This is a genomic window from Pseudoalteromonas sp. 4NS20-0020 (assembly GCF_057554385.1).
Genome location: NZ_BAAJMI010000001.1, coordinates 603559 through 627740 on the forward strand (window position 1 = coordinate 603559; position 24182 = coordinate 627740).

At 38.6% G+C, this 24182-nt stretch carries 24 protein-coding genes; 20 read left to right on the forward strand and 4 right to left on the reverse strand.

All coding sequences use genetic code 11. The features are described from left to right. Positions 1 to 7 precede the first annotated feature (7 nt). The 13 genes from fliS (at position 8) to AC27JL_RS02820 (ending at position 11843) form a co-directional block, all read left to right on the forward strand. Positions 8 to 436, forward strand: coding sequence for a flagellar export chaperone FliS (fliS, locus tag AC27JL_RS02760; protein ID WP_487194748.1), 429 nt, complete (start codon positions 8 to 10; stop codon positions 434 to 436). A gap of 1 nt (position 437) precedes the next feature. Next, positions 438 to 701, forward strand: coding sequence for a hypothetical protein (locus tag AC27JL_RS02765; RefSeq protein ID WP_238530323.1), 264 nt, complete (start codon positions 438 to 440; stop codon positions 699 to 701). Next, positions 694 to 2814 carry a motility associated factor glycosyltransferase family protein gene (locus tag AC27JL_RS02770; RefSeq protein ID WP_487194749.1) on the forward strand — a complete coding sequence of 707 codons (2121 nt, stop codon included), beginning with the start codon at positions 694 to 696 and terminating at the stop codon, positions 2812 to 2814. The genes AC27JL_RS02765 and AC27JL_RS02770 overlap by 8 nt, the downstream gene beginning before the upstream one ends. A 5-nt stretch (positions 2815 to 2819) precedes the next feature. Further along, the gene (locus AC27JL_RS02775) at positions 2820 to 3299 is read left to right on the forward strand and encodes a GNAT family N-acetyltransferase (RefSeq protein WP_006792717.1); all 480 of its coding nucleotides are present in this window, start codon (positions 2820 to 2822) and stop codon (positions 3297 to 3299) included. Between the two features lie 119 nt (positions 3300 to 3418). Continuing rightward, positions 3419 to 4744 (forward strand): aminotransferase class III-fold pyridoxal phosphate-dependent enzyme, encoded by a 1326-nt coding sequence (locus AC27JL_RS02780; protein ID WP_487194750.1) that lies wholly within the window; start codon positions 3419 to 3421, stop codon positions 4742 to 4744. Beyond that, positions 4744 to 5496 carry a cytidylyltransferase domain-containing protein gene (locus AC27JL_RS02785; RefSeq protein ID WP_487194751.1) on the forward strand — a complete coding sequence of 251 codons (753 nt, stop codon included), beginning with the start codon at positions 4744 to 4746 and terminating at the stop codon, positions 5494 to 5496. The genes AC27JL_RS02780 and AC27JL_RS02785 overlap by 1 nt, the downstream gene beginning before the upstream one ends. Positions 5497 to 5513: 17 nt before the next feature. Further along, the gene (gene pseI, locus AC27JL_RS02790; RefSeq protein ID WP_487194752.1) at positions 5514 to 6569 is read left to right on the forward strand and encodes a pseudaminic acid synthase; all 1056 of its coding nucleotides are present in this window, start codon (positions 5514 to 5516) and stop codon (positions 6567 to 6569) included. Positions 6570 to 6571: 2 nt separating this feature from the next. Then, positions 6572 to 7942, forward strand: a complete 1371-nt coding sequence (locus AC27JL_RS02795) for an FAD-dependent oxidoreductase (protein WP_006792721.1) — start codon at positions 6572 to 6574, stop codon at positions 7940 to 7942. After that, entirely contained in the window at positions 7935 to 8897 is a 963-nt protein-coding gene (locus tag AC27JL_RS02800) for a glycosyl transferase (RefSeq protein ID WP_487194753.1), read from the forward strand. The genes AC27JL_RS02795 and AC27JL_RS02800 overlap by 8 nt, the downstream gene beginning before the upstream one ends. Further along, entirely contained in the window at positions 8890 to 9558 is a 669-nt protein-coding gene (locus AC27JL_RS02805) for a class I SAM-dependent methyltransferase (RefSeq protein ID WP_375277562.1), read from the forward strand. The genes AC27JL_RS02800 and AC27JL_RS02805 overlap by 8 nt, the downstream gene beginning before the upstream one ends. Beyond that, positions 9549 to 10484: a DegT/DnrJ/EryC1/StrS family aminotransferase gene (locus AC27JL_RS02810; protein ID WP_487194754.1), complete on the forward strand. Its 936-nt coding sequence runs from the start codon at positions 9549 to 9551 to the stop codon at positions 10482 to 10484. Before AC27JL_RS02805 ends, AC27JL_RS02810 begins: the two co-directional genes overlap by 10 nt. Beyond that, on the forward strand, positions 10465 to 11109 hold the full coding sequence (locus AC27JL_RS02815) for a class I SAM-dependent methyltransferase (RefSeq protein WP_487194755.1): 645 nt from the start codon (positions 10465 to 10467) through the stop codon (positions 11107 to 11109). The genes AC27JL_RS02810 and AC27JL_RS02815 overlap by 20 nt, the downstream gene beginning before the upstream one ends. 5 nt (positions 11110 to 11114) lie before the next feature. Then, positions 11115 to 11843, forward strand: a complete 729-nt coding sequence (locus AC27JL_RS02820) for a WbqC family protein (RefSeq protein WP_487194756.1) — start codon at positions 11115 to 11117, stop codon at positions 11841 to 11843. Here the strand turns inward: AC27JL_RS02820 and AC27JL_RS02825 are convergent. From AC27JL_RS02825 to pseB, 3 genes are read right to left on the reverse strand one after another with little or no spacing between them, the layout of a single operon-like run. Continuing rightward, positions 11832 to 12692 (reverse strand): aldo/keto reductase, encoded by an 861-nt coding sequence (locus tag AC27JL_RS02825; RefSeq protein WP_487194757.1) that lies wholly within the window; start codon positions 12690 to 12692, stop codon positions 11832 to 11834. The two genes, AC27JL_RS02820 and AC27JL_RS02825, sit on opposite strands and share 12 nt — an antisense overlap. Then, positions 12689 to 13840 carry a UDP-4-amino-4,6-dideoxy-N-acetyl-beta-L-altrosamine transaminase gene (gene pseC / locus AC27JL_RS02830; RefSeq protein WP_305470952.1) on the reverse strand — a complete coding sequence of 384 codons (1152 nt, stop codon included), beginning with the start codon at positions 13838 to 13840 and terminating at the stop codon, positions 12689 to 12691. Before pseC ends, AC27JL_RS02825 begins: the two co-directional genes overlap by 4 nt. Before the next feature lie 15 nt (positions 13841 to 13855). Next, the gene (gene pseB / locus AC27JL_RS02835) at positions 13856 to 14857 is read right to left on the reverse strand and encodes a UDP-N-acetylglucosamine 4,6-dehydratase (inverting) (protein WP_487194758.1); all 1002 of its coding nucleotides are present in this window, start codon (positions 14855 to 14857) and stop codon (positions 13856 to 13858) included. 185 nt (positions 14858 to 15042) lie between these two features. Between pseB and AC27JL_RS02840 the strand changes: the two genes are divergently transcribed. After that, positions 15043 to 15828 (forward strand): flagellin N-terminal helical domain-containing protein, encoded by a 786-nt coding sequence (locus tag AC27JL_RS02840; RefSeq protein WP_277054189.1) that lies wholly within the window; start codon positions 15043 to 15045, stop codon positions 15826 to 15828. A 161-nt stretch (positions 15829 to 15989) separates the two neighbouring features. Next, positions 15990 to 17426, forward strand: a complete 1437-nt coding sequence (locus AC27JL_RS02845) for a sigma-54 dependent transcriptional regulator (protein ID WP_487194760.1) — start codon at positions 15990 to 15992, stop codon at positions 17424 to 17426. 187 nt (positions 17427 to 17613) lie between these two features. On the opposite strand, the gene AC27JL_RS02850 is transcribed toward AC27JL_RS02845, so the two are convergent. Continuing rightward, positions 17614 to 18210: a DNA-3-methyladenine glycosylase I gene (locus AC27JL_RS02850; RefSeq protein WP_487194761.1), complete on the reverse strand. Its 597-nt coding sequence runs from the start codon at positions 18208 to 18210 to the stop codon at positions 17614 to 17616. Positions 18211 to 18341: 131 nt separating this feature from the next. Here AC27JL_RS02850 and AC27JL_RS02855 point away from each other — a divergent pair, with 131 nt between their 5' ends. The 5 genes from AC27JL_RS02855 (at position 18342) to fliG (ending at position 24182) form a co-directional block, all read left to right on the forward strand. Beyond that, positions 18342 to 19454, forward strand: coding sequence for a sensor histidine kinase (locus AC27JL_RS02855; protein WP_138740375.1), 1113 nt, complete (start codon positions 18342 to 18344; stop codon positions 19452 to 19454). Further along, positions 19451 to 20917: a sigma-54-dependent transcriptional regulator gene (locus AC27JL_RS02860; RefSeq protein ID WP_039036587.1), complete on the forward strand. Its 1467-nt coding sequence runs from the start codon at positions 19451 to 19453 to the stop codon at positions 20915 to 20917. The genes AC27JL_RS02855 and AC27JL_RS02860 overlap by 4 nt, the downstream gene beginning before the upstream one ends. Before the next feature lie 157 nt (positions 20918 to 21074). After that, positions 21075 to 21407, forward strand: coding sequence for a flagellar hook-basal body complex protein FliE (gene fliE, locus AC27JL_RS02865; RefSeq protein ID WP_008132633.1), 333 nt, complete (start codon positions 21075 to 21077; stop codon positions 21405 to 21407). Positions 21408 to 21427: 20 nt separating this feature from the next. Then, positions 21428 to 23143: a flagellar basal-body MS-ring/collar protein FliF gene (gene fliF / locus AC27JL_RS02870; RefSeq protein ID WP_008132632.1), complete on the forward strand. Its 1716-nt coding sequence runs from the start codon at positions 21428 to 21430 to the stop codon at positions 23141 to 23143. Then, the gene (gene fliG / locus AC27JL_RS02875) at positions 23136 to 24182 is read left to right on the forward strand and encodes a flagellar motor switch protein FliG (protein ID WP_006792737.1); all 1047 of its coding nucleotides are present in this window, start codon (positions 23136 to 23138) and stop codon (positions 24180 to 24182) included. Before fliF ends, fliG begins: the two co-directional genes overlap by 8 nt.

Below are 24182 nucleotides of genomic sequence, written 5' to 3' on the forward strand. Positions count from 1 at the left end.
GTGAATTATGTACAACGCTAAAGTAAAGAATTATCAAAAAGAAGCCTTAAAAACGCGAGTCGCAGGGGCTGACAGGTATGAAATTATTCAAATGCTAATGGCTGGTGCAGTTGAGAAAATGGTTTTAGCGAAAGTGGCGATTGATAAAAAGCACTTTGAGGCAAAGAGTGAGCATATCTCAAAAGCATCAGCAATAATCAATGCATTACGCGGTTGTTTAGATTTTGACGCTGGTGGTGATGTGTCAACAAATCTTTATTCACTTTATACATATATGGATGAGCGTTTACTGGATGCGAGTATAAAAAACGACCCAGAAATAATTACTGAAGTATCGAACCTATTAAAAGAAATAAAATCAGCGTGGGATGCAATTCCACATGATGTAAGAGAGCAGACGTTATCTGAAAACGGTATCGATGCAAATGTTGGATAAAATGGAATCTTTGATATCGCAGCTTGAAGCTGCGATTGATGAGCCAAACCTAGAAAAGGCCCTCAATTTAGACCGCAAGCTACTTGACGAAATAAAAGCGACCGATCAATTATCCCTACATGAAAATGCTACTTATTTTCTATCAGTCGCCGCAAGGCATCAAAGTGTATTGAATAAAGTCGACGATTTAAAAAAACAGTCCTTTAAAAATATTACTCAGTTTAATAAAAATCAAAAGAATATTAAGAAATATCAAAATGTCTAAAAATAATCTGCAAAGTGCTCAAGAGTCAATAAATGAGATTGAAGAGGCTCTCAATTCAATTTCTCAAAAACAACAAAACGAAGATGCTTTTGTAGATAAAGCCAATATTACTTTTGACAATAATATTCTAGCGTTTAAAAAGTATTTTCCTGATATTGCCGAGAAATTTAGTTCACATCAGCCAAGTAGCAAATTTAACTTATTTCTGAATTCAAATGGCTCAGCCAACTTTATTGACTACGACACTGGGGTGCCTATTTATAGCGAGGATCCTCATAAGCAGTCTAGCGAACAAATAAAAAGTATGCTTGAAAACCCGATTATGGGTAAAGTTGACCATAGCCAATTAGAGTTTTTAAAAAATGAGACGGGTTTTATCCATATTGATTTAATGGCTGAAATTGGCGCTATATACAATGAAACTCAACAAGCCCTTACTCCAACAAAATCCGTTGCTGAATTTATACCTAGTGCAATAATATTTGGTGTTGGCTTAGGTTATCATTTAGATAATATGTTCGGTTCTTTTAATGCAGCTTATATAAGTATTTTTGAACCCAATGAAGATTATTTTTTTGCAAGTTTGTTTACATTTGATTGGGCTAGCTTCCTTAATAAAGTAGATGAAGCTGGAAGTTATTTATACTTTTCGATCGGTGTTCCTGAGCAAGAAATGTATGAAGCTTTGCATTTAAGAGCTGGAGAAATTGGTGCGTTTAGTGTTGCAAGTGCACTTTTTTTTCAACATTACCCCTCTGAAGCTGTAAATAAATTAATTAATGAGTTTAAAGGTAATTATCATCAATTTTTTATGGGGTGGGGCTTTTTTGATGATGCACTATTAAGTGTTGCTCATTCAGTGGATAACTCTTTAAAACCTATAAATTTACTACAACCAGCAAAAAAGATTTCAGAAACTTACAATCATTTCCCTATTTTTATCGTCGCTAATGGCCCGTCATTAGATAATGACATCGATACGATTAAAAAGTTACAAGATAAAGTCATTATTGTTGCTTGTAACTCTGCGACGACAGCATTGCTCAAGCAAGGCATAACACCAGATTTTCATGTCGCACTGGAAAGGACAAAAGCAACTGAAGACTTTTTAACTGCATTCATTCCTGAGCATACACGCCAGAAAATAAACTTGCTCGTTCTCAATGTAATGTACCCCAAAGTTTTAGATTTATTCGGCTGGTGCGGAGTAGCATTGAAAAGTAACGAAGCGGGCACCTCTTTATTTCATATATCTGAGTTTTTAAATAATGGCAGGATCACATCAACAATAGGGTTTAGTAACCCCTTGGTTGGTAATACCGCGCTGAGCTTTTTTGGTAGTATGGAGTTTAAAAATATCTACCTTTTCGGAGCCGATAACGGTTATAAAGATCCCAATCACCATCATTCAAAAGGCAGCTATTATTACTCGGGTGAGGGGGAAACGATACATGCGCCCTTAAAGATGGGTGGCGAACTCATTGTGCCTGGTAATTTTGGCGGAGATATAATTACTGATCACTTTATGCATACTGGTAAAGTGCAAATGGAACGTTTTTTAGAGTCTAAGCTCGATGCAGGGATAAATTGTTTTAATTGCAGTGATGGCGCTGCCGTTAAGGGCAGTATGCCCTTGAGATCGGATGATATTTTACTAGAAGAATTTAGTTTTTCTAAAAATGAAGTTATTGAACATATAAAAACTCAGCCATTTTCTGCAGTAGATAAAAACGTGTGTTTGACAGACTATTTAGATTTTGATGAGTTTGAGCAGCTATGTAACACTATGGTTGAGATACTTGATGGTCCAATTTTAAATCGAACCGAAGCTTTAGAGCAGTTACTTGAGAGCTTAAGGTATTTGTTCTCATTTAAAAACCATCCAAGATACACACATCTTTATCTGCTACTTGAAGGTGAGTCGCTTTACGTTACCTCAGTACTTATTTCGCTACTTTATAACTTTGGTGATGAGACAACGATAGTCCCTTACTATGAAAAAGCTAAAACACTTTGGCGAGATTTTATTGCTGATGCTCCACAGCAATACAGAGACCGTTGGAATGAGTTAAGTGATTACAGCTTCGATTACTCAAAGCCTTCGGTGAGCTAGTCAATATGCAGATTAAGAGTAAACGATTTGTTCTTTCACTCTTAACAGAGGCTGATGCAACATATCGCTACCTAAGCTGGTTTGACGATAGTAAAGCTAAAGAGTTTATTAGTTATAAATCGTCATCTTTAGACGAGTTGAAGAACTATATTAAAGCTAAAAATAATGACCCAGCAGCTATTTTGTTGGGCATTTTTACTGATGGTGAACACATCGGCAATATAAAGTATGAACCTATAGATTTAGTTAATAAAACCGCAACAATGGGGATTTTGTTAGGTGAGGCTCAGTGGCGTGGTAAAGGTGTTGCAGCTGAGGTTATTTCTATAAGTGCAGATTACTTGGCAAAACACTTTCATACCGAAACAATAATACTTGGTGTTGATAAAGGTAATACACCTGCAATTTCTGCTTATAAAAAATTGGGCTTTGAAATTAGCGAACAAACTGACCATGGTTTGTTTATGAAAAAATCACTTCTATAAAAAATATCTATTCTTCCTAAGTCTTTTTTTTAAATTGCCGATAAGTTATTAGAGCGTAAGCGAAATTTCATTATAATAGTTAATAAATAATTTAAACTTATTATTCCTAAGGAAAAAACATGTCATCAAAAAGCAATTCGGGTGCAGAGCTTTGGCAAAAGGCCAAAAAAATTATTCCTGGTGGGAATCAATTACTTTCAAAGCGTGCCGAAATGTTTTTACCCGACCAATGGCCTGCCTATTATAAAAAGTCTAAAGGCTGTGAAGTTTGGGATTTAGATGATAATCATTACTATGATTTCTCTATTATGGGAATTGGTACTAGTTCTTTAGGTTATGCTAATGATGAAATTAACGATGCGGTGATAAGTTCGATTTCTAACGGAAGCATGAGTAGTTTGAACTGTCATGAAGAGGTGGAGTTAGCCGAAAAGCTTATTGAGATACATCCTTGGGCGGGAGCTGTCCGCTTTACTCGTACTGGTGGCGAATCGTGTGCGTTAGCAGTGCGAATTGCTCGTGCCTATAGTAAAAAAGATGTTGTTGCTTTTTGCGGCTACCATGGTTGGCATGATTGGTACTTAGCAACAAATATAACTGACGCTGAAAATTTAGATGAGCAGTTATTACCTGGTTTAAGGCCTGCTGGTGTTCCTAAGCAATTACAAAATACCGTGGTGCCATTTAAGGAAGGTGATATTGATGGCTTTAAGGCAATCATAGATGCTCACGGTGATAACCTTGGCGTTGTTATGATGGAAGTTTTTCGTCATGGTTTGCCGGATGTTGCCTTTTTACAAGCTGTGAAAGATTTAGCTGTTGAACATAACATCGTTGTAATTTTTGATGAAATATCCTCTGGTTTTAGACTCAACACAGGGGCGTCTCACCTTTTAACATCGATAGAGCCAGATATTTGTGTGTTAGGAAAGGCGTTGGGTAACGGTCATCCAATAGGCGCTATAATAGGTCGTTCTGAAGTGATGGATGCAGCGCAGCAATCCTTCATCAGTAGTTCTTATTGGACCGAACGGGTTGGCTTTACAGCAGCGTTAAAAACATTAGAAATATTTCAAAGAGATAATATTCCTAAACGCTTAAATGAAACTGGCGCAAGACTAAAATCGCGCATTGAAGAAGTGGTCACGCAAACAGGTTTTAACCTAAAAATTATAGGTATTGATAGTGTTCCTATATTTATATTTCCAGGTGATCATGCATTGGCGTTAAAAACACTATTTACTCAAGAAATGCTTAGAAGAGGGTTTTTAGCGAGTAATGTGATTTACCTTTCGATAGCCCATACTGATGAGCTTTGCGATAAATATATTGATGCAATGAGAGAGGTTTTTTATTTTCTTCAGGAGTCATTAGACAGCAATGTCGATATAGAAAGCCTAATTAACGGTCCGGTATGCCACAGTGGCTTTCAAAGGTTAAATTAATGAAGTCCGTTACTGCCTTTATTCAAGCAAGAGTGGGATCGTCAAGACTACCAGGAAAGGTGTTAAAAGAAATAAACGGGATCCCCGTTATCCTGCACATTGTTATGCGTTTAAAGCAATCAAGATACATTGATAATATTGTTCTTCTGACTTCTTTTAACAAAGAAAATGATGAGTTGGTTGAGTTAGCCAAACGCCATAAAATCGACGTGTTTAGAGGTTCAGAAGAAAATGTTTTAGAGCGCTTTCAACAAGCAAGCCAGAAGTATCCCTCTGAGCATATTGTAAGAATAACAGGCGATTCACCTTTTGTTGATGCTGGCGTTTGTGATTTATTATTGCACACATACTTTGAAAAACAGGTTGATTATGCTTATTTGAGTGAGCATTTTGCTGAGGGCGTTGATTGTGAGGTTTTCACAAAGAGCTCGCTATCATCATTAAACACGGCCGAACTCAGGGAGTCTGAACGTGAACACGTGACGTTACATTTTTACGAAAATAAACTAAATCAATTTTCTATTTATGAAGTTCAAAACACGACAGATGACAGCAGCTATCGGTTTACATTAGATACACCTGAAGATTGGCAGGTTATTAAAGAATTAGCACGTTTTACTAACGATACGGTTAACATTAACTATCAAAGTATAAAAAACATACTCGATGCTCATCCACTCATTAAACAGATTAATAGCCAAGTTATTCGTAACGAAGGGTTAGCTATTTCATTACAAAATGAGCAACATTAATTGGCTTTGGACTTATTATGAAAATTAACAATAAAACAATCGATGAAAATAGTCCGTGCTACATCATAGCTGAAATGTCTGCTAATCATGGTGGAGACATTAATAAAGCGAAAAAATTAATCGCTGAAGCTAAGTTGGCTGGGGCAGATGCTGTAAAGCTACAAACGTACACGGCAGACACAATTACACTAAATTGTTCAAAGCCAGATTTTTGTTTGCCTAGCGACAATCCTTGGCAAGAACACGTGTCTTTGCACTCACTTTATCAAAAAGCGTTTACACCTTGGGAATGGCATCAGGCGTTGTTTGAAGAGGCCAAACGTTGCGAAATTGATATATTCTCTTCTCCATTTGATGAATCTTCCGTTGATTTACTCGAATCATTAAATACGCCGGTATATAAAATAGCTTCGCCGGAAATAACAGATATTCCTCTTTTGAAATATGTTGCGGCAACAGGCAAACCTGTAATTCTTTCTACAGGAATTGCTGAGTTAGCTGATATTGAACTAGCGGTTTCTACATTGCGTAATAATGGCTGTGACAGCATTGCAATATTAAAGTGTACGACAGCCTATCCAACCCCATTAGAAGAATGCAACTTAGCAACTATTGCAGATATAGCTAAACGATTTAATTGTATTGCTGGTTTGTCGGATCATACTCAAGGGATTATTTCACCCATTGTGAGTGTGACGCTGGGTGCCAAAATAATTGAAAAGCACTTTATTATTGATAAATCTGACGACTCGGTTGATGCCTTTTTCTCATTAGATAAAGACGAATTTTCGTTACTCGTTAAGTCAGTAAGAGATGCAGAAAAGGCAGTAGGCGGTGTGACCTATGACATAACTGATTCAGCTAAAAAGAATATGTTAGCGAGGCGCTCACTTTATTTTGCTAAAGACTTAAAAAAAGGCCACGTTATTACAAAACACGATATTAAATCTGTTAGGCCTGGCTTTGGCTTACATACTAAGCATTTTGACGATGTACTAGGGTTAAGTTTAACAAGTGATGTAGAGTTAGGTGATAGGGTTAGCTTTGCATTAACAAACGAGTCAAGAGGCTAGTTATGAGAACATGTGCAGTGGTCGGTGGTGGAATTTGCGGCATAACGGCAAGTATTTTATTGCGCAAACATTACGATCGCGTTGTATTAATTGAACAGTCTGAATCATTAGGTGGCTTGCTTAACTCGGTCGCTGACGATGCTGGTAATTATTACGATCAAGGCACACATATTCCAGCTAGCACGGGGATTGCTGAAATAGACGAGATATTATTCAATCTTCCTCAGTTTTCTAAAAATTGGCATACATTTACACAGCTCAAAACAGGGAATTACTTTGCAGGTGAGTGGGATTTAGAAACGCAAACTATTGATGCAAGAAAGTTAGATTCAGCACTTTACAAACAAGGCATCGGTGAGTTTATGTCGCTCACATCGGAGTCTGAGGCCGATAATATTGAGCAATATTTGTGCGAAACTTTAGGTGTAGTGTTTTATCAATATCTTGCAAAACCAGTTATAAATAAGCTTTATGGCAGCGATGTATCATTTACTGATTTAGCTAAAAATACCAGCATAAATTATTTTGGTGCTACAAGAATAAAAGCATTTAATGCATCTTTGTCACGCGTGTTAAAACAACATCCTGAGTTTGATAAAAAGCTGGGTTATCATAGCGCTGCTGAATTTGAAGCGTTACTTGTAGCGCAAGGTACTAACCTTCCAAATTATTACTACCCAAACAATCCCAAAGGCGCGCAAGTTTGGATTGACCAATTGCAGGCAAAAGCAGAGTCTTTGGGAGTTGAAATTCGCTGTAATAGCCAAGTTTTAGACATTGAATATCAAGATGATTTAGTCACCGCATTTAGCCTTAGCGATGGCTCACGTATTAAATGTGATTTATTATTTTGGAGTGCGCCGCCTGTATTTGCACTAAAGGCCGCTAATTTATCGATCGCAAATTATAAACCTATATTTAGGACTGCAAATATCTTACATTTTACCTTTGATAAGCAGCCTTTAAATCGAGAATCGCATTATCTTTGGAATTGGGACCCATGTTCGGATATTTTCAGGGTTACGCTGTACAATAATTTAAGACAAAGTGACAAGTATCAAGTATCGGCAGAGGTTTTAAGGTATAAAGCAGATCCTACATACACATTAGAGCAGGGTATTATTGATCTTAAAAATATGGGGGTGATATCGCCTGATACAAAAATGAAAAGTGGGTGCGTACAAAAAATAGATAATACTTTTCCTGTACCTACGCATGAGTTTTGTAATACAACGCAGCTAAATTATGAAACATTAACGAACTCATTTAAAAATATTATTGTGTCGGGTAGGTTTAGCGGTCGTTGTTGGTTGTTATCTGACGTACTTGCTCTTGCTCATAAAGAATTAAAAGAGTATTGCACTGTTGGCTGATTTTATTTTTTATTGTAGTGGGACTGCAAAAACAGGCTTTGGGCATCTATCAAGGTGTCTGAATGTTGCTAGAGCGACCTTTGCATTGCAGCCTTGTAGTAATATTATTTTTTTTGGCGATTTTGATCAGTTTTCTACCCAGCGTATAAAGAATTTTGGTTTCACTGTAGCGGACAGTGGCTTTATTTTTGAACCACATATGACGGTACTTGCTGATAGCTATCAGTTTACTTTTGAGCAATTATTTGAATTAAAAAAAATAGGATTGAAGTTATGTATCATTGACGACTTTGATCAATACAATTACGACTTTATAGATCTTATTGTGAATTTTAGATTTAACGCTGAAGCGTTTTGTCGCTCAACTGCCAAACATAGGTTAGGAGTACGTTACTTTTCATTTGCTCAAGAGTTATTATCATTAAGGCAAAGTCGCTTTCAGGTTCATTTTAAAAATAGTATTGAGAGTATTTTGGTTTTTATTGGCGGTAATGATCGATTTGATGTGGCTACCCATGTTGTTTACGCCTTAGATAAGTTGTTTGTAAATAAAGAAATTATTCTACTAGATGAAAAAATGCCTTCTATTAGTTTAAAAAATAATATTTACCAAGCTTTAGGGTTTGTTGATGATATGTCTGCTGTTTACAAGCAAACTGATTTGATTATTAATGGCGGGGGACTTACAAAATATGAAGCCGGTTTTTGCCTTATACCTAATTGTGCTATCTCGCAAACGCATGCACAACATAAAGACACTTTGGAACTTGCCAGCGCACATTTAACCTTTGACTTAGGTCTTGCTGAAGATGCAACGGTTGAAAGCTTAACATTAAACATTGAGCGATTTTTACATTCAGATATTAAATTGCAAAGAGCTGCAATGCTCAAATCATATTTTCTCGATTCAACCGAGCAATTCGCACAAGAAATCATAAAGGTATCAAATGAGTGAGTTTAATTCTAAACAAGCAGAGTGGGATGAAATTGCTCGTATTAACAGTGATTTTAAAGCACAGGTCGGGCGGCCCTTTGACGATACACTTTGGCAGGCTCTTTGCGATGATGTTGAGCAAAAACTGATGCTCTCAGCGCAAGAAAATAGTATTTTAGATGTAGGCTGTGGCAACGGATTACTACTATCAAAATTACAAAAATGCTCACAGTATGCAGGTGTTGACTATTCTCAAGCAATGATCGATGAAGCAAAAAAATTGCTTCCTCAAGGCGTCTTTTATCAATCACAAGCCAGTGATCTTCAGTTTGCAGACAATGAGTTTGAAAGAGTGCTGAGTTACAGTATTTTTCATTATTTCCCAAGCTATCAATATGCACTTGATGTGATTAAAGAAATGATACGAGTATGCAGGCCCGGTGGCGTAATTTTGATTGGCGATATACTAGATAAACACTTTGAGCATGATATAAAAAGTTCAAGTGATCTGGAATATGAAAAAACGATTCCATTAATACATCGTTATTCTCTATGGCGCTTTTTTTCTTTTGAGCAACTAGAAACTGATTTACAGCACTGTGTCAAAAAAGTAGAAATACTTACTCAGCCAGAGAGCTTTCCTTTATCTCGTTATCGTAAGGATTTGAGGTTATGGGTTTAACTCAATTACAGAGCTTTATTGCCACTAAATTTGACCGTCGGCATGCATTATTGACTAGCTCTGGCAGCTTTGCACTTATAGCTGCACTAAATGCCTCACAGGCTCCAAAGGGGAGCTCAGTAATAATGCCGGCAAGCTGTTGCCCGATTGTTTTGTTTGCTATTCAAATGGCAGGGTACAACGTTATTCTGGCTGATGTTTCATTGTGCTCTTTATCTATGGAAGTCAATAATATAGAGGCCGTTTTTAATGATTCTGTATCAGTAATAGTGGCCGTTCATGGTTACGGGCATTATTGTAAAATTGATGAAATAGCAAATTTTGCAAAACAGAACAACATTACATTAATAGAAGATGCGTGTTTAGCGTATGGTAGTACATATAAAGGCAAACCATTAGGCAGCTTTGGCGACCTTTCTATTTTGAGTTTTGGTTATGATAAACCTATTGATAATCAATATGGCGGAGCTGTTTTGACTAACTCTGAGCGTTTATTCGAATGTGCTAAGGGGTTTTTAAATGATAATAAAATGGCTCAATTTAGTGGCTCAAAACAATTTGAAATATTAAATGACCGCTTTTTAAATTTAAATAAGCAAATGCAAGTTCGAAAAAAAAATGTAGATTATCTGCAAAAACACATCATTAATTCGCTTTTTGTAAAAGTAAGTTTTGATGCTGACGTAACGTATTGGCGCTACCCTTTACTCATAAAAAATAGAGCTCACTTTTTAGCTAAAGCAAAACAGAATGGTATAACTTTTACTAAGCATTATAAATCGTTAGGTGAATTACAAACCAATGGGCATTATCCAAATGCGTCATTGATTGATGAGCAAATTATAAATTTATTTGTTCGTCCAGAAACACCTCAAGAGCAATTAACCAATATGGTAATGTTTATAAATGACTACCAAGACAAGTAATATTCTAAAGTCATATTATCAGTCTCTGTATAAAGAGTATGGTGATAGCCACAAATCAGTACAGCATGTATCTAAAGAATCACAAAACGTAAGGTTTGCGATATTTCTGGATATGATTTCATCAAGTAGTCGAGTTATTGATTTAGGCTGTGGCTTGGGTGATATGCTTTTGTATCTAAGAAAAAACGGCTTTACCGGTGAGTATTTAGGTTACGACTTTGTGCCAGAATTTATAGAAGTTGCTAGTGCCAAGTTTAGCTCTGATGCAAAAGCTCAGTTTGAAGTGTTTGATATATATAAAGATGAGATAGCACAAGGCTATGACCATGTGCTTATTAGTGGCGTGTTTAATAATAAAATGACTGATAATATGGACTTTTTAACGCTAACCCTGCAAAAAAGTATTAGGCAGTGTGAGCAGTCGGTTATTTTTAATGCGTTATCGACATTCGTGGAATTTAAAAATGAAGCTCTTTTTTATGTATCACCCTTAGAGTTATTCGAATTATGCAAAACAACAATGACACCTTTTGTTTCCCTAAAGCATGATTACGTTACTAAGCCAGGTGGTTACCCTTATGAGTTTACAATGCAATTAAGTAAAAGCGAAACAACATGTTATTGAGCATAATGCAGCCCACATACTTACCCTGGTTAGGTTATTTTAGCTTAATTAATAGCGCTGATAAATTTGTATTTTTAGACAATGTAAAGCTTGAAAAAAGTGATTGGCACGTTAGAAATAAAATTAAATCGGGGAGGCAAGAACTAATGCTGACTTGTCCGGTAAGTACCCCTAAAGGAAGGATGATAGCAACAATTGAAAATACTCAATTTGTTAGTGCAAATCCTTGGCGAAGAAAGCACCTCAAAAGCATTGCTGAAAGCTACGCAAAAGCACCGTTTTTTAGTTCGTTATTTCCACTTTTAGATTCTATTTATAAAGACGAAAGCATTACTTTTTTGGCTCAAATGAATATTAAAATTATAAGAGCATTAATGGACTATATGAATATAACGACTCCGACATTTATTGCTTCAGAGCTTGAAGGCGTGTCTGGTGTTAAAGATGCTAGGCTAGTATCTATTTGTAATGAGTTAGAATGTAATAATTATTTGTCACCAGTGGGCGCGCAAGCTTACATTGAAAAAGAGTCCCCAGGCGGGGCATTAGTTAAAAATGATATTGAAGTTTTTTATCAAAACTTTACCCATCCAAAATACCCACAAGTTAAGGGGGAGTTTATTTCTCATCTTAGTGTAATCGATTGCTTATTTAACGTTGGGCCCGTTGAAACGGTTAAATTAATTAATACATATACAGGCACACATACTCACTACCAATCGTTATCGGTTTAATTGCCAACGTGCAGGATTAATAAATTGCTCATCAACTAGGCTAAACTCAGAGAAATCTATGTGTGATACGCTTGTTGTTAGGCTGCTTAAAATTTCGTTAAGCTGTTGTTCGCTGTTGACGCCTAAAACCACTTTATCTACTTCATTAATACTAACCACATAGTTTAATGCTAGCGATAACTTAGAGATATTTAAGTGGTTACTCAGCTTGGTGAGCTTTTCCAATAAAGGTGTAATAGGTTTAAAGTAATCTGGATGCGTGCCACTATGCATCAGCAATAACCCCTGCAGAAAGGCTGAACGAGTATGAATCTCTACATTCGCAGCTTTTAGCTGTTTTAATGAATTTGATAGAACAAAGCGCTGATCAAGAATATTTAGTGGTAACTGAATTAGATCTGCAAATGTTAATACATCATCGTTAAGCTGATTTGGTGAATATAAAGATACACCCACCTTTTTTACTTTGTTATCTGCCTTTAATTGCTTTAAGCAATCAAGCGCAACAGGGAATTGATTAAAGTCTTCAAAGCGATGAAGTAGTAATCCATATAAAGCGTCACAATTTAAGTCACAAAGAGACTGTTTAACCGTTTTTGTTATAAAATCATCAACATTGTTTAAGTTAGGTATAGGTGGAATTTTACTAACTATATTGAATGGACTCAGTGAGCACTGGCCTAGTTCGGCTTCAGCATTACCATAGGCTGATGCAGTATCAATGGTCGTTATATTTTCGCTTTTAGCGAGGTTGAGTATTTTTTTTATTTCTTTGTGGTGTGTTTTGCCTAGTGTGTTGCTTATTCCGTAGTCAACACCAAATTGAACAGTACCAAGTGCTAGCTTCACAGTAACTTACCAACCTCATTAATAATATAGCTTTGTTCTTGCTCTGTTAGTTGAGGATGCAAAGGTATTGTGAATGCTGTTTTATAATATTTCATCGCGTTGGGGTAGTCGCTGTCTTTAAACCCCATTGCCTTATAAAAAGGTTGAGTGTGTATTGGAATATAATGAAGGTGACTAACAATGCCTTTACTTCTCAATTGCTCAATAATATGCCTGTGAAGGTGACTATGTTCGTCAGCAAGTTTAACTACGTATAAATGGTAGCTTGAATAGCACTGCGTTAGTTGTTTTAAATGCGAAAGAGGCATAGTTTCAAATGCATTAGAATATGAAATAGCGAATGCGTTTCTGGTAGTAACAAATTCATCAAGCTTATCAAGTTGGCTGAGGCCAAGTGCAGCTTGTAGCTCTGTCATTCGGTAATTAAAGCCAAGCTCTATTTGCTGGTAATACCAGGGACCATGGCTTGGCTCGGTCATTTCGTTAGGGTCATTAGTGATCCCATGACTTCTTAAACGCTGTAGTTTTTTTGCAAGCTGTTGATTATTAGTAACCGCCATACCGCCTTCAGCAGAGGTAATTATTTTTACCGGATGAAAACTAAATACGGTTATATCTGAAAATTCACAGCAACCTACTTTATTGCCATTATATTGCGCGCCAATAGCGTGTGATGCATCTTCAATGATTTTAAAACCATACTGCTTTGATAAATCATAAATGGCTTTCATATCACAAGATTGGCCTGCCAAGTGCACAGGGATAACGACTTTAGGTAAACAATTATTTTGTTTTGCGCTAATCAGCTTATCAGTAAGGGCTGATACAGACATATTGCCAGTTGCCAAGTCTATATCTACAAAGTCTACTTTAGCACCACAGTAAAGCGCACAATTGGCAGAGGCCACAAAAGAAATTGGCGACGTCCAAACAGTGTCACCTTCGCTTACATTTAATGCTAAGCATGCAATATGTAGTGCCGAAGTCGCGCTATTAACAGCAATACCATATTGAGCATTACAATAGTTTGCAATAGCAGCTTCAAAAGCCGGTACTTTTGGCCCTTGAGTCAGCCAGTCAGACTGTAAAACAGCTACAACACTATCAATATCTGCTTGGCTTATTAGTTGTTTACCGTATGGAATCATTTATTTTATTCAGCTTTAACTTAATGCCTGGGTGTTAAATTCTTTAATCTCATCAATCGTCATGTAGTGCGAATTATGAAGAGAGTTATATTCAAATCCTTGCTCTACCTTTTTGCCAGTCTCGCCAATTGCGTTTACGGTAAAGTCATTACTACGGCTACTAAATTTAATACCAGGCGCAATAACAAAGTGGTCGTTGTACTCGTAGGTTTCAAAACATAAGTCAGCGGGGCACATAACCTCATGAAGTTTTTCACCAGGGCGAATACCAATTATTTTTAGTGGTAAGTCAGGTGCCATTGCTTTTGCAAGATCGGTAATACGAATTGAAGGGATTTTAGGAACGAAAATTTCACCGCCTAACATGCGTTCAAAGTTAGTAAGTACAAAATCGACGCCTTGTTGAAGGTTTATCCAAAAGCGAGTCATTTCATCGTGTGTGATTGGGATGTGATCGCGCCCTTCATCAATAAATTTTTGGAAAACTGGCACAACAGAGCCGCGAGAGCACACCACATTGCCGTAGCGAACAACGGAGAAGGTAGTGCGGTTGCCACCTGCAATATTGTTAGCGGCTACAAAAAGTTTGTCTGATGCCAGTTTTGTGGCGCCATACAAATTAATTGGGTTTGCAGCCTTATCAGTAGACAAAGCGATTACTTTTTCAACATCGTTATCAAGGGCTGCATCAATTACGTTTTCGGCCCCATTAATATTTGTTTTGATACATTCCATTGGGTTGTATTCAGCGGCCGGAACCTGCTTCAAAGCAGCTGCATGAATAACGAAGTTTACACCGCGCATGGCACGTATTAATCTGTCTTTATCTCTTACATCGCCAATAAAATAACGCATACAAGGTTGGTCAAACTCTTGTTGCATTTCAAATTGCTTAAGTTCATCGCGTGAAAAAATAATGATTTTTTTTGGATTGTAACGCTCAAGTAGTGTCTTGACGTATTTTTTCCCGAATGAACCGGTACCACCGGTGATTAAAATTGTTTTGTTATCGAACATAGTGCTACCCAAATTATTTATTATTGGCGTTTTATGACACGCAAACGTGATTTTTTAATACACATCTCAATACTTTAACCACTAAGCAAGCAAAGTGCCAAGTTAATTTAGTCTAACCATGGTACAAAGGGCAAAATTTCGCAAATTAAGCTATAATTTAATCAGTCAGCACCACGGAGGCCGTTATGAAAATTCAATCAGCATCAGCTAACTTTTTAAACCAAACTCAGCAAACAAATAACAAACTTGCAGAGCAACTTGCAACTGGTAAAAAAGTAAATACCGCAGCAGATGATGCAGCGGCTTTGCAGATTATTGATAGGCTTACTTCACAGCAAAATGGTTTTAGCCAAGCTGTAAGTAATGCGTATGACGGGATTTCATATACTCAAGTAAGCGAAGCTAACTTGAGTGGTGTGAATGATGCCGTTTCGCGTATTCAAGAGTTATCAATTCAAGCGGGTAACGGTGCATTGACTGACAATGATCGTGCTGCGTTGCAAGAAGAAGTCGTGCAATTGCAAAGCCAAATATCTGAAACGTTCGAAAATGCTTCATTCGGTGGTAAGCCTTTATTTGATGGTCAAGCTGTCACGTTTCAAGTTGGTGCTGATGCGAATACAAACCAAACGGTAAACTCTACAGATGGTAGTTTTGCCTCTGCGTTATCAACCATTGATATTTCAACCCAAGCCGGTGCTCAAGCGGCTATTGACATCAGTAAGCAAGCAAATGATGAAATAAATGCACAACGAGCTGAGTTAGGTGCATTTCAAAATACGTTGGCAAGCACAATTAAAGGGTTAGGGACGCAGCAAGAAAATATTGCAGCCAGTCAAAGCCGCATTCAAGATACCGATTACGCCCTAGCAATTTCTCAACAAGTGTCTAATGATATTTTAGCGCAATCATCAGTTGCTCTTCGTGGCCAGGCTAACCAATCTGCAGAGTCTATTTTAGGCTTACTTTAAATATTAATACTTAATAGTTAATTCTTAAGTATGATTGAATTAACGAGTGCGTCTGTTTTTTGGCGTTTATGTCAAAAAACTGCCGCTATCACTTGCATCCGTGCTTAACTGGCTTACAATTTAGTTAATTAAATTAAAGAGTGAAGCACGGCTCGCTAACTATGATCCTGATTTTAGATAATAATAACAATCGCTCTATTGGGTTAAACGCATCACTTGGTTTTATCGGTGAGGTTACTCATCGTTTAGATGAAGACAACTTTGAACAAGAGTGTGCAAAATATCAGCAGCATGAGTGCATGGTCATTTTAGGGGCTTTACAGTCTCTCGATCACGAAAACTTAATTAAGCGCTACCCAACACTTCCATTTTTATTAATAGGTGAAACGTTAAGACCATTACTTAGCATTGCTAATGTAGTTGGACTTATTTGTGAGCCATTTAATCATGAAGTGACCACACAGTTGCTTCATGATTGCCAGCAGTATCATCGTATGTTGCCGGGGGAGCACAAAAATACTCAGTCACATAAATCTTTTGATGGACTTGTAGGTGAAACACAAGCCGTAAAAGAGGTCCGCTTTTTAATTGAACAAGTAGCAAAAACAGATGCAAACGTTTTAATTTTAGGTGAGTCAGGTACTGGTAAAGAAGTGGTTGCACGTAACGTTCACTTGCTATCTAAACGAAGTACAGGGCCATTTGTGCCTGTAAACTGTGGAGCTATACCTGCAGAACTATTAGAAAGTGAACTTTTTGGCCACGAAAAAGGGGCGTTTACAGGGGCTATTTCTGCGCGTAAAGGCCGTTTTGAGTTGGCGCAAGGCGGTACGCTGTTTTTAGATGAAATTGGTGATATGCCGCTACAAATGCAGGTTAAACTTTTACGCGTATTACAAGAGCGAAGCTATGAGCGTGTAGGTGGCACTAAGGCGATTCAAGCCGATGTACGTGTTATTGCTGCAACACACCGCAACCTCGAAGTCATGATTGAAGCAGGCAGCTTTCGTGAAGATTTATATTACCGGTTAAATGTATTCCCTATAGAGAACCCGTCGTTAAGTGAGCGTGCTGATGACATTCCGTTACTACTTAAGGAGTTAATGCGTCGCGTAAACGAGCAAACGGGCACGACAGCTAAATTTACTGAGCGAGCGATCGAAAGTTTAAAAGAGCATGCATGGCCGGGTAATATCCGTGAGCTTGCGAATTTGGTTGAGCGCATGGTTATAATGTTCCCTGAAAAGGTAGTGGACATCCCTGATCTACCCAATAAATATCGTTACATTGAGGTAGATGCTTATGAGCCTGAATATCCTGAAGAACTTATGGAAAAAGATGCTTTTAACGATATATTCAGCACAGGGTTTAGTGATTATGACAATGAGCCAGAGCCTGAATTTAACCAAGCTGGCTCAGGCGTATTACCCGAAGAGGGCATTGAGCTTAAAGAGTATTTAGCTGAGCTTGAAATCAGCCTAATAACCCAAGCATTAGAACGATATGATTACGTGGTGGCTCGGGCAGCTGAAATACTGGGCGTAAGAAGAACAACGCTCGTAGAGAAAATGAAAAAGTATAACCTTTCAAGAGATTAGAAGTACGAAAGTGGTGAAATACTTTTCGTTATTTTTAATCATTAATGATTAATCACTTTACGGGCTTTGCCCGTCACGCAAGCTTGGCGTCTACAAGATAAACACAAACTTAAACCATGGAGGTAGGCGCTGAGCTTGCTCGCGTGAAAAGCAAAGCTTTTAATTACTTACCTACTTATTTAGCTGCTTACTCACCACAAAAAGCCTTGATAATTTCTTCTTTTCTAAAGCAGTCATTACTATGATCGTTAACCATACCGCAGGCCTGCATATGAGCGTATACCGTGGTAGGGCCTAAAAATTTAAAGCCGCGCTTTTTTAAATCCTTTGCGAAGGCTGTTGATTCTTTGGTGATTGCAGGCGTCTCTTCGGTATAATTTAAATTGCTCACGATCGGTTTGTTATCAACAAACTGCCATTGATACGCGCTAAAACTGCCAAATTCCTTTTGAATGTCTATAAATTGCTTGGCATTATTTATTGTGGCGTTAATTTTTAAACGGTTTCGTACGATATTTTCATCAAGCATTAAACGCTCAACATCGTCTTGGGTAAACAACGCGACTTTATCTACATTAAAATTAGCAAATGCATTTTTATACCCTTGTCGTTTTTTTAAAATGGTATACCAACTTAAGCCTGCCTGAGCCGACTCTAGCGTTATAAATTCAAACAGTGTTTGGTCATCGTAAACAGGGACGCCCCATTCTAAATCGTGATATAAAACGTAATCGGGCTTGGTGGCGTCTAACCAAGCACATCGGCATTTTTTTTGCTCACTCATACATATTCCTTTTTATGCGCGTCATTTTTATGTCACGCTATTATTGTTGTAAGTCAATGAAAATAATGTAAATAAATTTTGGTACACATTGTGCATTAAGCTCTGTATCTATACAAATTCGAGAGTTGATTATGGCCCTTGCGAGCGTGCTTAAACCACAGTTTATTTCTGCAAATCAGTATAACCCATGTTTACTTCAAGAGGAGTACATAGGTGAGTTAAGCGATCTGCGTCAGCAAGCAAGTTGGCTTTCACATTTAGTTGATACCATGCCCGCAGGTGTGGTTGTGCTTGATGGTAAAGGAATGATTGCAAAGGCCAACCAAATAGCCATTGATATGTTAGGCGAACCTTTAGAAGGTGAAAAGTGGTTTAGTGTTATTCAACGCTCTTTTAGACCGCATCAAGACGATGGTCACGAAGTATCGCTTAAAGATGGCCGTTTAATTAAGCTTGATATAACAGCGTTAGCGCCCGAGCCGGGCCAGCTAATTTTAATGACCGATTTGAGTGAAACACGCCGTTTACAAAAGCGAGTTGCTCATATGCAGCGCCTAAGTGCTTTGGGTAAAATGGTGGCGTCGCTTGCACATCAGGTTCGAACCCCACTTTCAGCGGCCATGCTTTATGCTGCTAATTTGGGCTCTAAGCGTTTACCCGAGGCATCTCGCGATAATTTTCAAAGCAAGTTAATGTCACGCTTAAAAGATTTAGAAACTCAAGTAAACGATATGCTACTTTTTGCCAAAAGTGGCGACCAACAAGTTGTTGAGCAAGTGTCTATGCAGCAGTTACTCAGTGAGGTAAAAGCGGGTGCTGATGCTATGGTGACACTAAATGACAGTCATTTAGCTGTTAACCTCCCAGAGCCAGATATTCAAATAACAGGCAATAAATCAGCCATAGCCAGCGCAATTCAAAATTTAATCCATAACAGTATTCAAGTCATTGGTGCTGGCGCTGAAGTAAAATTAAGTGCTGCGACTGACGAGCAAAATCCAGATTTTGTTCGTATCAGCGTATCCGATAACGGTCCAGGTATTGATTTAACTCAAGCAGAAAAAATATTTGAACCCTTTTATACCACTAAAAGCCAAGGCACAGGGTTAGGGCTTGCTGTTGTGAGTTCGGTTGCAAACGCTCATCAGGGGCGTGTTGACGTGACTAATAATAAAGGCGGTGGAGCATGCTTTAGTTTGCTTTTACCTATTCGCACCGCATCTAAATTAGAGGAATCATTATGAGTAACACTATTTTAGTTGTCGAAGATGATGCAGGGCTTCGCGAAGCCTTAATTGACACACTCGAAATGTCGGGGATTGAATGTATTGCGGCTAATTGTGCAGAGCAAGCCATGTTATTGCTGAAAAAAGAGCAATTTTCGCTGGTGGTGAGTGATGTACAAATGGGCACTATGAGTGGGCTTGATTTACTACGCAGTATTAAGCTTAACCACCCTGAATTGCCTGTTTTAATGATGACGGCGTACGCTACCATTGACGATGCTGTTGAAGCGATGCGCTTGGGCGCTATTGATTACATGGCAAAGCCGTTTGCACCTGAAGTTTTACTCAATATGGTAAGTCGATACTTACCTGAAAAAGCAAAAGAGACCGACGGACCCATTGTTGCCGACCCAAGCAGTATTCAACTTTTAGAGTTAGCAAGTAAAGTTGCACGCTCTGATGCGAGCGTTATGGTGCTTGGCCCAAGTGGTTCAGGTAAGGAAGTGCTTGCACGGTATATTCATGATAAATCGAACCGATGCGATGCGCCGTTTGTGGCAATTAACTGTGCAGCAATTCCTGAAAATATGCTTGAAGCAACCTTATTTGGGTATGAAAAAGGCGCGTTTACAGGCGCAATTCAAGCGTGTCCTGGTAAGTTTGAGCAAGCGCAAGGCGGTACTATATTGCTCGACGAAATAACAGAAATGGATTTAGGGCTGCAAGCTAAACTACTTCGTGTGTTGCAAGAGCGCGAAGTAGAGCGCTTAGGTGGAAGAAAAACAATCCAGTTAGATGTAAGGATACTTGCAACAAGTAACCGAGATTTGAAAGAAGCGGTTACCGAAAACCAATTTAGAGAAGATTTATATTACAGGCTTAATGTGTTTCCTTTGATGTGGCGACCACTTTGTCAGCGACCTGGAGATATCCTTGTATTGGCTAAGCATTTAATTGAGCGCCACTTAAACAAAAGTAAAGAGCCTATGGCTTATCTTGATAGTGCCGCAGAGAAAAAATTACTTGCTCATTCTTGGCCTGGTAATGTGCGTGAGCTTGATAACGTAATACAACGTGCGTTAATACTTAGGACTGGGGATACTCTAAACGAGCATGCTATTTTCATTGAAAACATAGCGGCGACAGATTTTGTAATGGAGCCTGCATCTGTCAGCGCGCAAAATACTAGTCAGCAGCAAGTAAATGCTACTAATAGAGATATTGATCAAGGCGCTATGAGTTCAGCTTATTATGACGAACAGTCATCTCCAGCCGAGCCAACAAAACAAGACTTATTGGCTGTTGATACGGGAAGTTATAAGGATGAGCTAAAAGATAAAGAGCATCGCATTATTTTAGAAACGTTAGCAAGATGCCAAGGTAAGCGAAAAGATGTCGCTGAAACGCTAGGTATAAGCCCTCGGACTTTACGTTACAAACTAGCGCAGATGCGCGATTTAGGTATTTCACTCCCCGCATAACATCATTTTTAGCCCTAAATTTACCCTTTGAATTTAGGGCTGTCAAAACTCTGACTTGTCAAATCTCTTCCAACTCATTGAAATTATTAATTTAATTTTTTGGCATGCTTTGTGCTTTATTCATGTTAAGAGTTAACTGCATTGTCAGAGACAAATTATGAAAATTCAAAACAGCGCTGTATTTCAAGAAATGCAATCAATGGCTTTAGAGGCTGGCCGTAATAATCAAATCGAAAGACTGCCAGTAAAAACACAAGCCTCATCAACCGCTCAATTTGGCGATATGCTATCGGATGCAATTAATACTGTGCACGGTTTGCAGCAAGACGCTAAACAAAAAGTAGTGGCGGTAGAAACAGGCGACAGAAGCGTGTCTTTGGCTGAAGCAATGATTGCTTCTCAAAAGTCGTCAGTTGCATTTGAAGCGACAGTGCAGGTTCGTAATAAACTTGTCGAAGCTTACAAAGAAATCATGAACATGCCTGTTTAACTAGGTAGTGGAGAATTATTGTGGCGCAATCTAATCAATCAACCGATCTGGCTCTTGCTACTGGTGAAATGGACCAAAGCGATAGCGACGATCAACAAGAACAGAAATCAGGCTACTTAAGTTCGCTAAATGGCGTTGATTTATTGCGCCAAGTAACTTTAGTTATTGCTTTAGGCATTTGTTTAGCGATTGCTATATTTATTATTATTTGGGCACGTCAGCCAGATATGCGCCCACTTGGTAAAATGCAGACAGAAGAGCTTATTGAAACGCTCGACTTTTTAGACGCACAAAAAATTGAATACCAAGTAGATGGAAATGTAGTGCTCGTCCCTGAAACTGAGTATCAAAATATTAAACTTTTAATGACTCGTGAAGGGCTAGAGCAAGGCCCTACATCGGGTTCAGATATTATTATGCAAGACATGGGGTTTGGTGTAAGTCAGCGTTTAGAGCGTGAACGCTTAAAGCATGGCCGAGAACAACAGTTAGCGCGCACAATTGAAGAGCTCAATAATATTACGCGTGCACGTGTATTGCTTGCCATTCCAAAAGAAAATGTATTTGCGCGCAGAGAGAAAAAGCCTTCAGCAACTGTTGTGCTTACGCTAAAGCGTGGGCGTTCGCTAGATAGCGAAGAGGTCGACTCAGTGGTTGATATGGTTGCATCGGCTGTACAAGGTTTAGAGCCGGCTCGTGTAACAGTAACGGATCAAAATGGTCGCTTACTAAATTCAGGCTCGCAAACATCGCTTGCTGCACGTTCACGTAAAGAGTACGACATAGAGCGTAAGCGTGAACAAGAATATCTTGAAAAAATAGACAGTATTTTAATACCTGTTGTAGGGCTTGCAAACTACACTGCACAAGTTGATTTAAGTATGGACTTTAGTGCTGTTGAGGAGACGCAAAAACGCTACAACCCAGATTTACCAGCAGTAAGAAGCGAAACAACATTCGAAGAAAATAATATAGGTGGTTTAGCGGTAGGTATACCTGGTGCACTGACGAATCAGCCTCCAGTAAACTCTAATATTCCTGAAGTAGCAGGACAAGGTGGAGCAGGTAGTGCAACTTCACCATCAAGAACGCATAAAGAAGCGACGCGTAACTATGAGTTAGATACAACTATCTCACATAAGCGTCAGCAAACAGGTGTGATACGTAGAATAAGTGTGTCGGTGGCCGTTGACTACATTCCGAAAGTAGGTGAAAACGGTGAAACCACAATGACACCGCGCTCAGTGGAAGAACTGTCAAATATTCGTCGTTTATTACAAGGTGGCGTTGGTTTTGACATGCAGCGTGGTGATGCACTTGAAGTGGTAACGGTTCCGTTTGTTCGCGAAGCAACTGATTTTGACATTAGCGTGCCGCTTTGGGAGCAGGATTGGTTTATGAAAATAATCCGCTTGGTACTGGGTGCATTAGTCATTATTGTACTCATAATGGCGGTAGTTAAACCGATGCTTAAACGTTTAATTTACCCAGACGATACACTTGAAGAGTATGACGAAGATGCGTTAAGTGCAGGCGTAGACATTGGCGATAGCACGTTGGATATGCTAAACAAAGACTTTGATTCTGCTTCAATTGGTTTCTCAAGCGATGGTACACTGCAATTACCAGATTTACATGGCGACGAAGACTTACTTAAAGCAATTCGTGCCCTTGTAGCCAATGAACCAGAACTATCATCACAAGTAGTGAAAGCGTGGTTAACAGAAGATGACTGATCAAGATCAAGAACAAAAACAACTTCCAGCAGCGTTTGATGTTGATAAGCTAGACGGTGTAGATAAAGCCGCTATTTTATTACTGAGTTTATCAGAGGAAGATGCAGCGCAAATACTTAAGCACTTGGAGCCTAAACAAGTTCAAAAAGTTGGGATGGCAATGGCTGCGTTAGACGACCTGTCACAGGCTAAAATAAGTGCGGTTCACAATTTATTTATTGAGCAAATTCAAAGCTTCAGTACTATAGGGTTTCAGTCGGAAGACTTTATTAAAAAGGCGCTTACTGCTGCATTGGGTGAAGATAAAGCGGCCAGCCTTATTGACCAAATTGTTATGGGGTCTGGGGCTAAAGGCCTTGATTCTCTCAAATGGATGGATTCTAAGCAGGTGGCGAATATTATTCGTAATGAACACCCCCAAATACAAACGATTGTATTGTCTTACTTAGAGCCTGAGCAGTCCGCAGAAATTATTGCGCAGTTCCCAGAGAAAGTTCGTCTTGATTTAACCATGCGAATCGCTAACCTTGAAGAAGTGCAACCAGCTGCACTGCAAGAGCTTAACGAAATTATGGAAAAACAATTTGCCGGACAAGCAGGGGCACAAGCTGCGAAAATGGGTGGCTTAAAAGCCGCGGCAGACATTATGAACTACCTAGATACAAACGTAGAAGGGCAGTTAATGGATTCTATTCGTGAACATGACGAAGAGATGTCTCAGCAAATTCAGGATCTTATGTTTGTATTTGAAAACTTAATGGATGTGGATGACCGTGGTATTCAAGCCATTCTACGAGAAGTACAACAAGATGTATTAATGAAAGCAATCAAAGGTGCAGACGACGGTCTGAAAGACAAAATACTGGGCAATATGTCTAAGCGTGCTGCCGATATGCTGGCTGATGATTTAGAAGCAATGGCGCCTGTACGTATTAGCGAAGTTGAAGCTGCCCAAAAAGAAATTCTATCAACGGCACGTCGTTTATCTGATTCGGGTGAAATTCAGTTAGGCGGTGGTGGTGGTGAGGAGTTCTTGTAA

Coding starts and splice junctions, on each gene's coding strand:
- fliS (WP_487194748.1), top strand. CDS start 8: ATGTACAACGCTAAAGTAAAGAATTATCAAAAAGAAGCCTTAAAAACG.
- AC27JL_RS02765 (WP_238530323.1), top strand. CDS start 438: ATGGAATCTTTGATATCGCAGCTTGAAGCTGCGATTGATGAGCCAAAC.
- AC27JL_RS02770 (WP_487194749.1), top strand. CDS start 694: ATGTCTAAAAATAATCTGCAAAGTGCTCAAGAGTCAATAAATGAGATT.
- AC27JL_RS02775 (WP_006792717.1), top strand. CDS start 2,820: ATGCAGATTAAGAGTAAACGATTTGTTCTTTCACTCTTAACAGAGGCT.
- AC27JL_RS02780 (WP_487194750.1), top strand. CDS start 3,419: ATGTCATCAAAAAGCAATTCGGGTGCAGAGCTTTGGCAAAAGGCCAAA.
- AC27JL_RS02785 (WP_487194751.1), top strand. CDS start 4,744: ATGAAGTCCGTTACTGCCTTTATTCAAGCAAGAGTGGGATCGTCAAGA.
- pseI (WP_487194752.1), top strand. CDS start 5,514: ATGAAAATTAACAATAAAACAATCGATGAAAATAGTCCGTGCTACATC.
- AC27JL_RS02795 (WP_006792721.1), top strand. CDS start 6,572: ATGAGAACATGTGCAGTGGTCGGTGGTGGAATTTGCGGCATAACGGCA.
- AC27JL_RS02805 (WP_375277562.1), top strand. CDS start 8,890: ATGAGTGAGTTTAATTCTAAACAAGCAGAGTGGGATGAAATTGCTCGT.
- AC27JL_RS02810 (WP_487194754.1), top strand. CDS start 9,549: ATGGGTTTAACTCAATTACAGAGCTTTATTGCCACTAAATTTGACCGT.
- AC27JL_RS02815 (WP_487194755.1), top strand. CDS start 10,465: ATGACTACCAAGACAAGTAATATTCTAAAGTCATATTATCAGTCTCTG.
- AC27JL_RS02820 (WP_487194756.1), top strand. CDS start 11,115: ATGCAGCCCACATACTTACCCTGGTTAGGTTATTTTAGCTTAATTAAT.
- pseC (WP_305470952.1), bottom strand. CDS start 13,840: ATGATTCCATACGGTAAACAACTAATAAGCCAAGCAGATATTGATAGT.
- pseB (WP_487194758.1), bottom strand. CDS start 14,857: ATGTTCGATAACAAAACAATTTTAATCACCGGTGGTACCGGTTCATTC.
- AC27JL_RS02840 (WP_277054189.1), top strand. CDS start 15,043: ATGAAAATTCAATCAGCATCAGCTAACTTTTTAAACCAAACTCAGCAA.
- AC27JL_RS02845 (WP_487194760.1), top strand. CDS start 15,990: ATGATCCTGATTTTAGATAATAATAACAATCGCTCTATTGGGTTAAAC.
- AC27JL_RS02850 (WP_487194761.1), bottom strand. CDS start 18,210: ATGAGTGAGCAAAAAAAATGCCGATGTGCTTGGTTAGACGCCACCAAG.
- AC27JL_RS02855 (WP_138740375.1), top strand. CDS start 18,342: ATGGCCCTTGCGAGCGTGCTTAAACCACAGTTTATTTCTGCAAATCAG.
- AC27JL_RS02860 (WP_039036587.1), top strand. CDS start 19,451: ATGAGTAACACTATTTTAGTTGTCGAAGATGATGCAGGGCTTCGCGAA.
- fliE (WP_008132633.1), top strand. CDS start 21,075: ATGAAAATTCAAAACAGCGCTGTATTTCAAGAAATGCAATCAATGGCT.
- fliG (WP_006792737.1), top strand. CDS start 23,136: ATGACTGATCAAGATCAAGAACAAAAACAACTTCCAGCAGCGTTTGAT.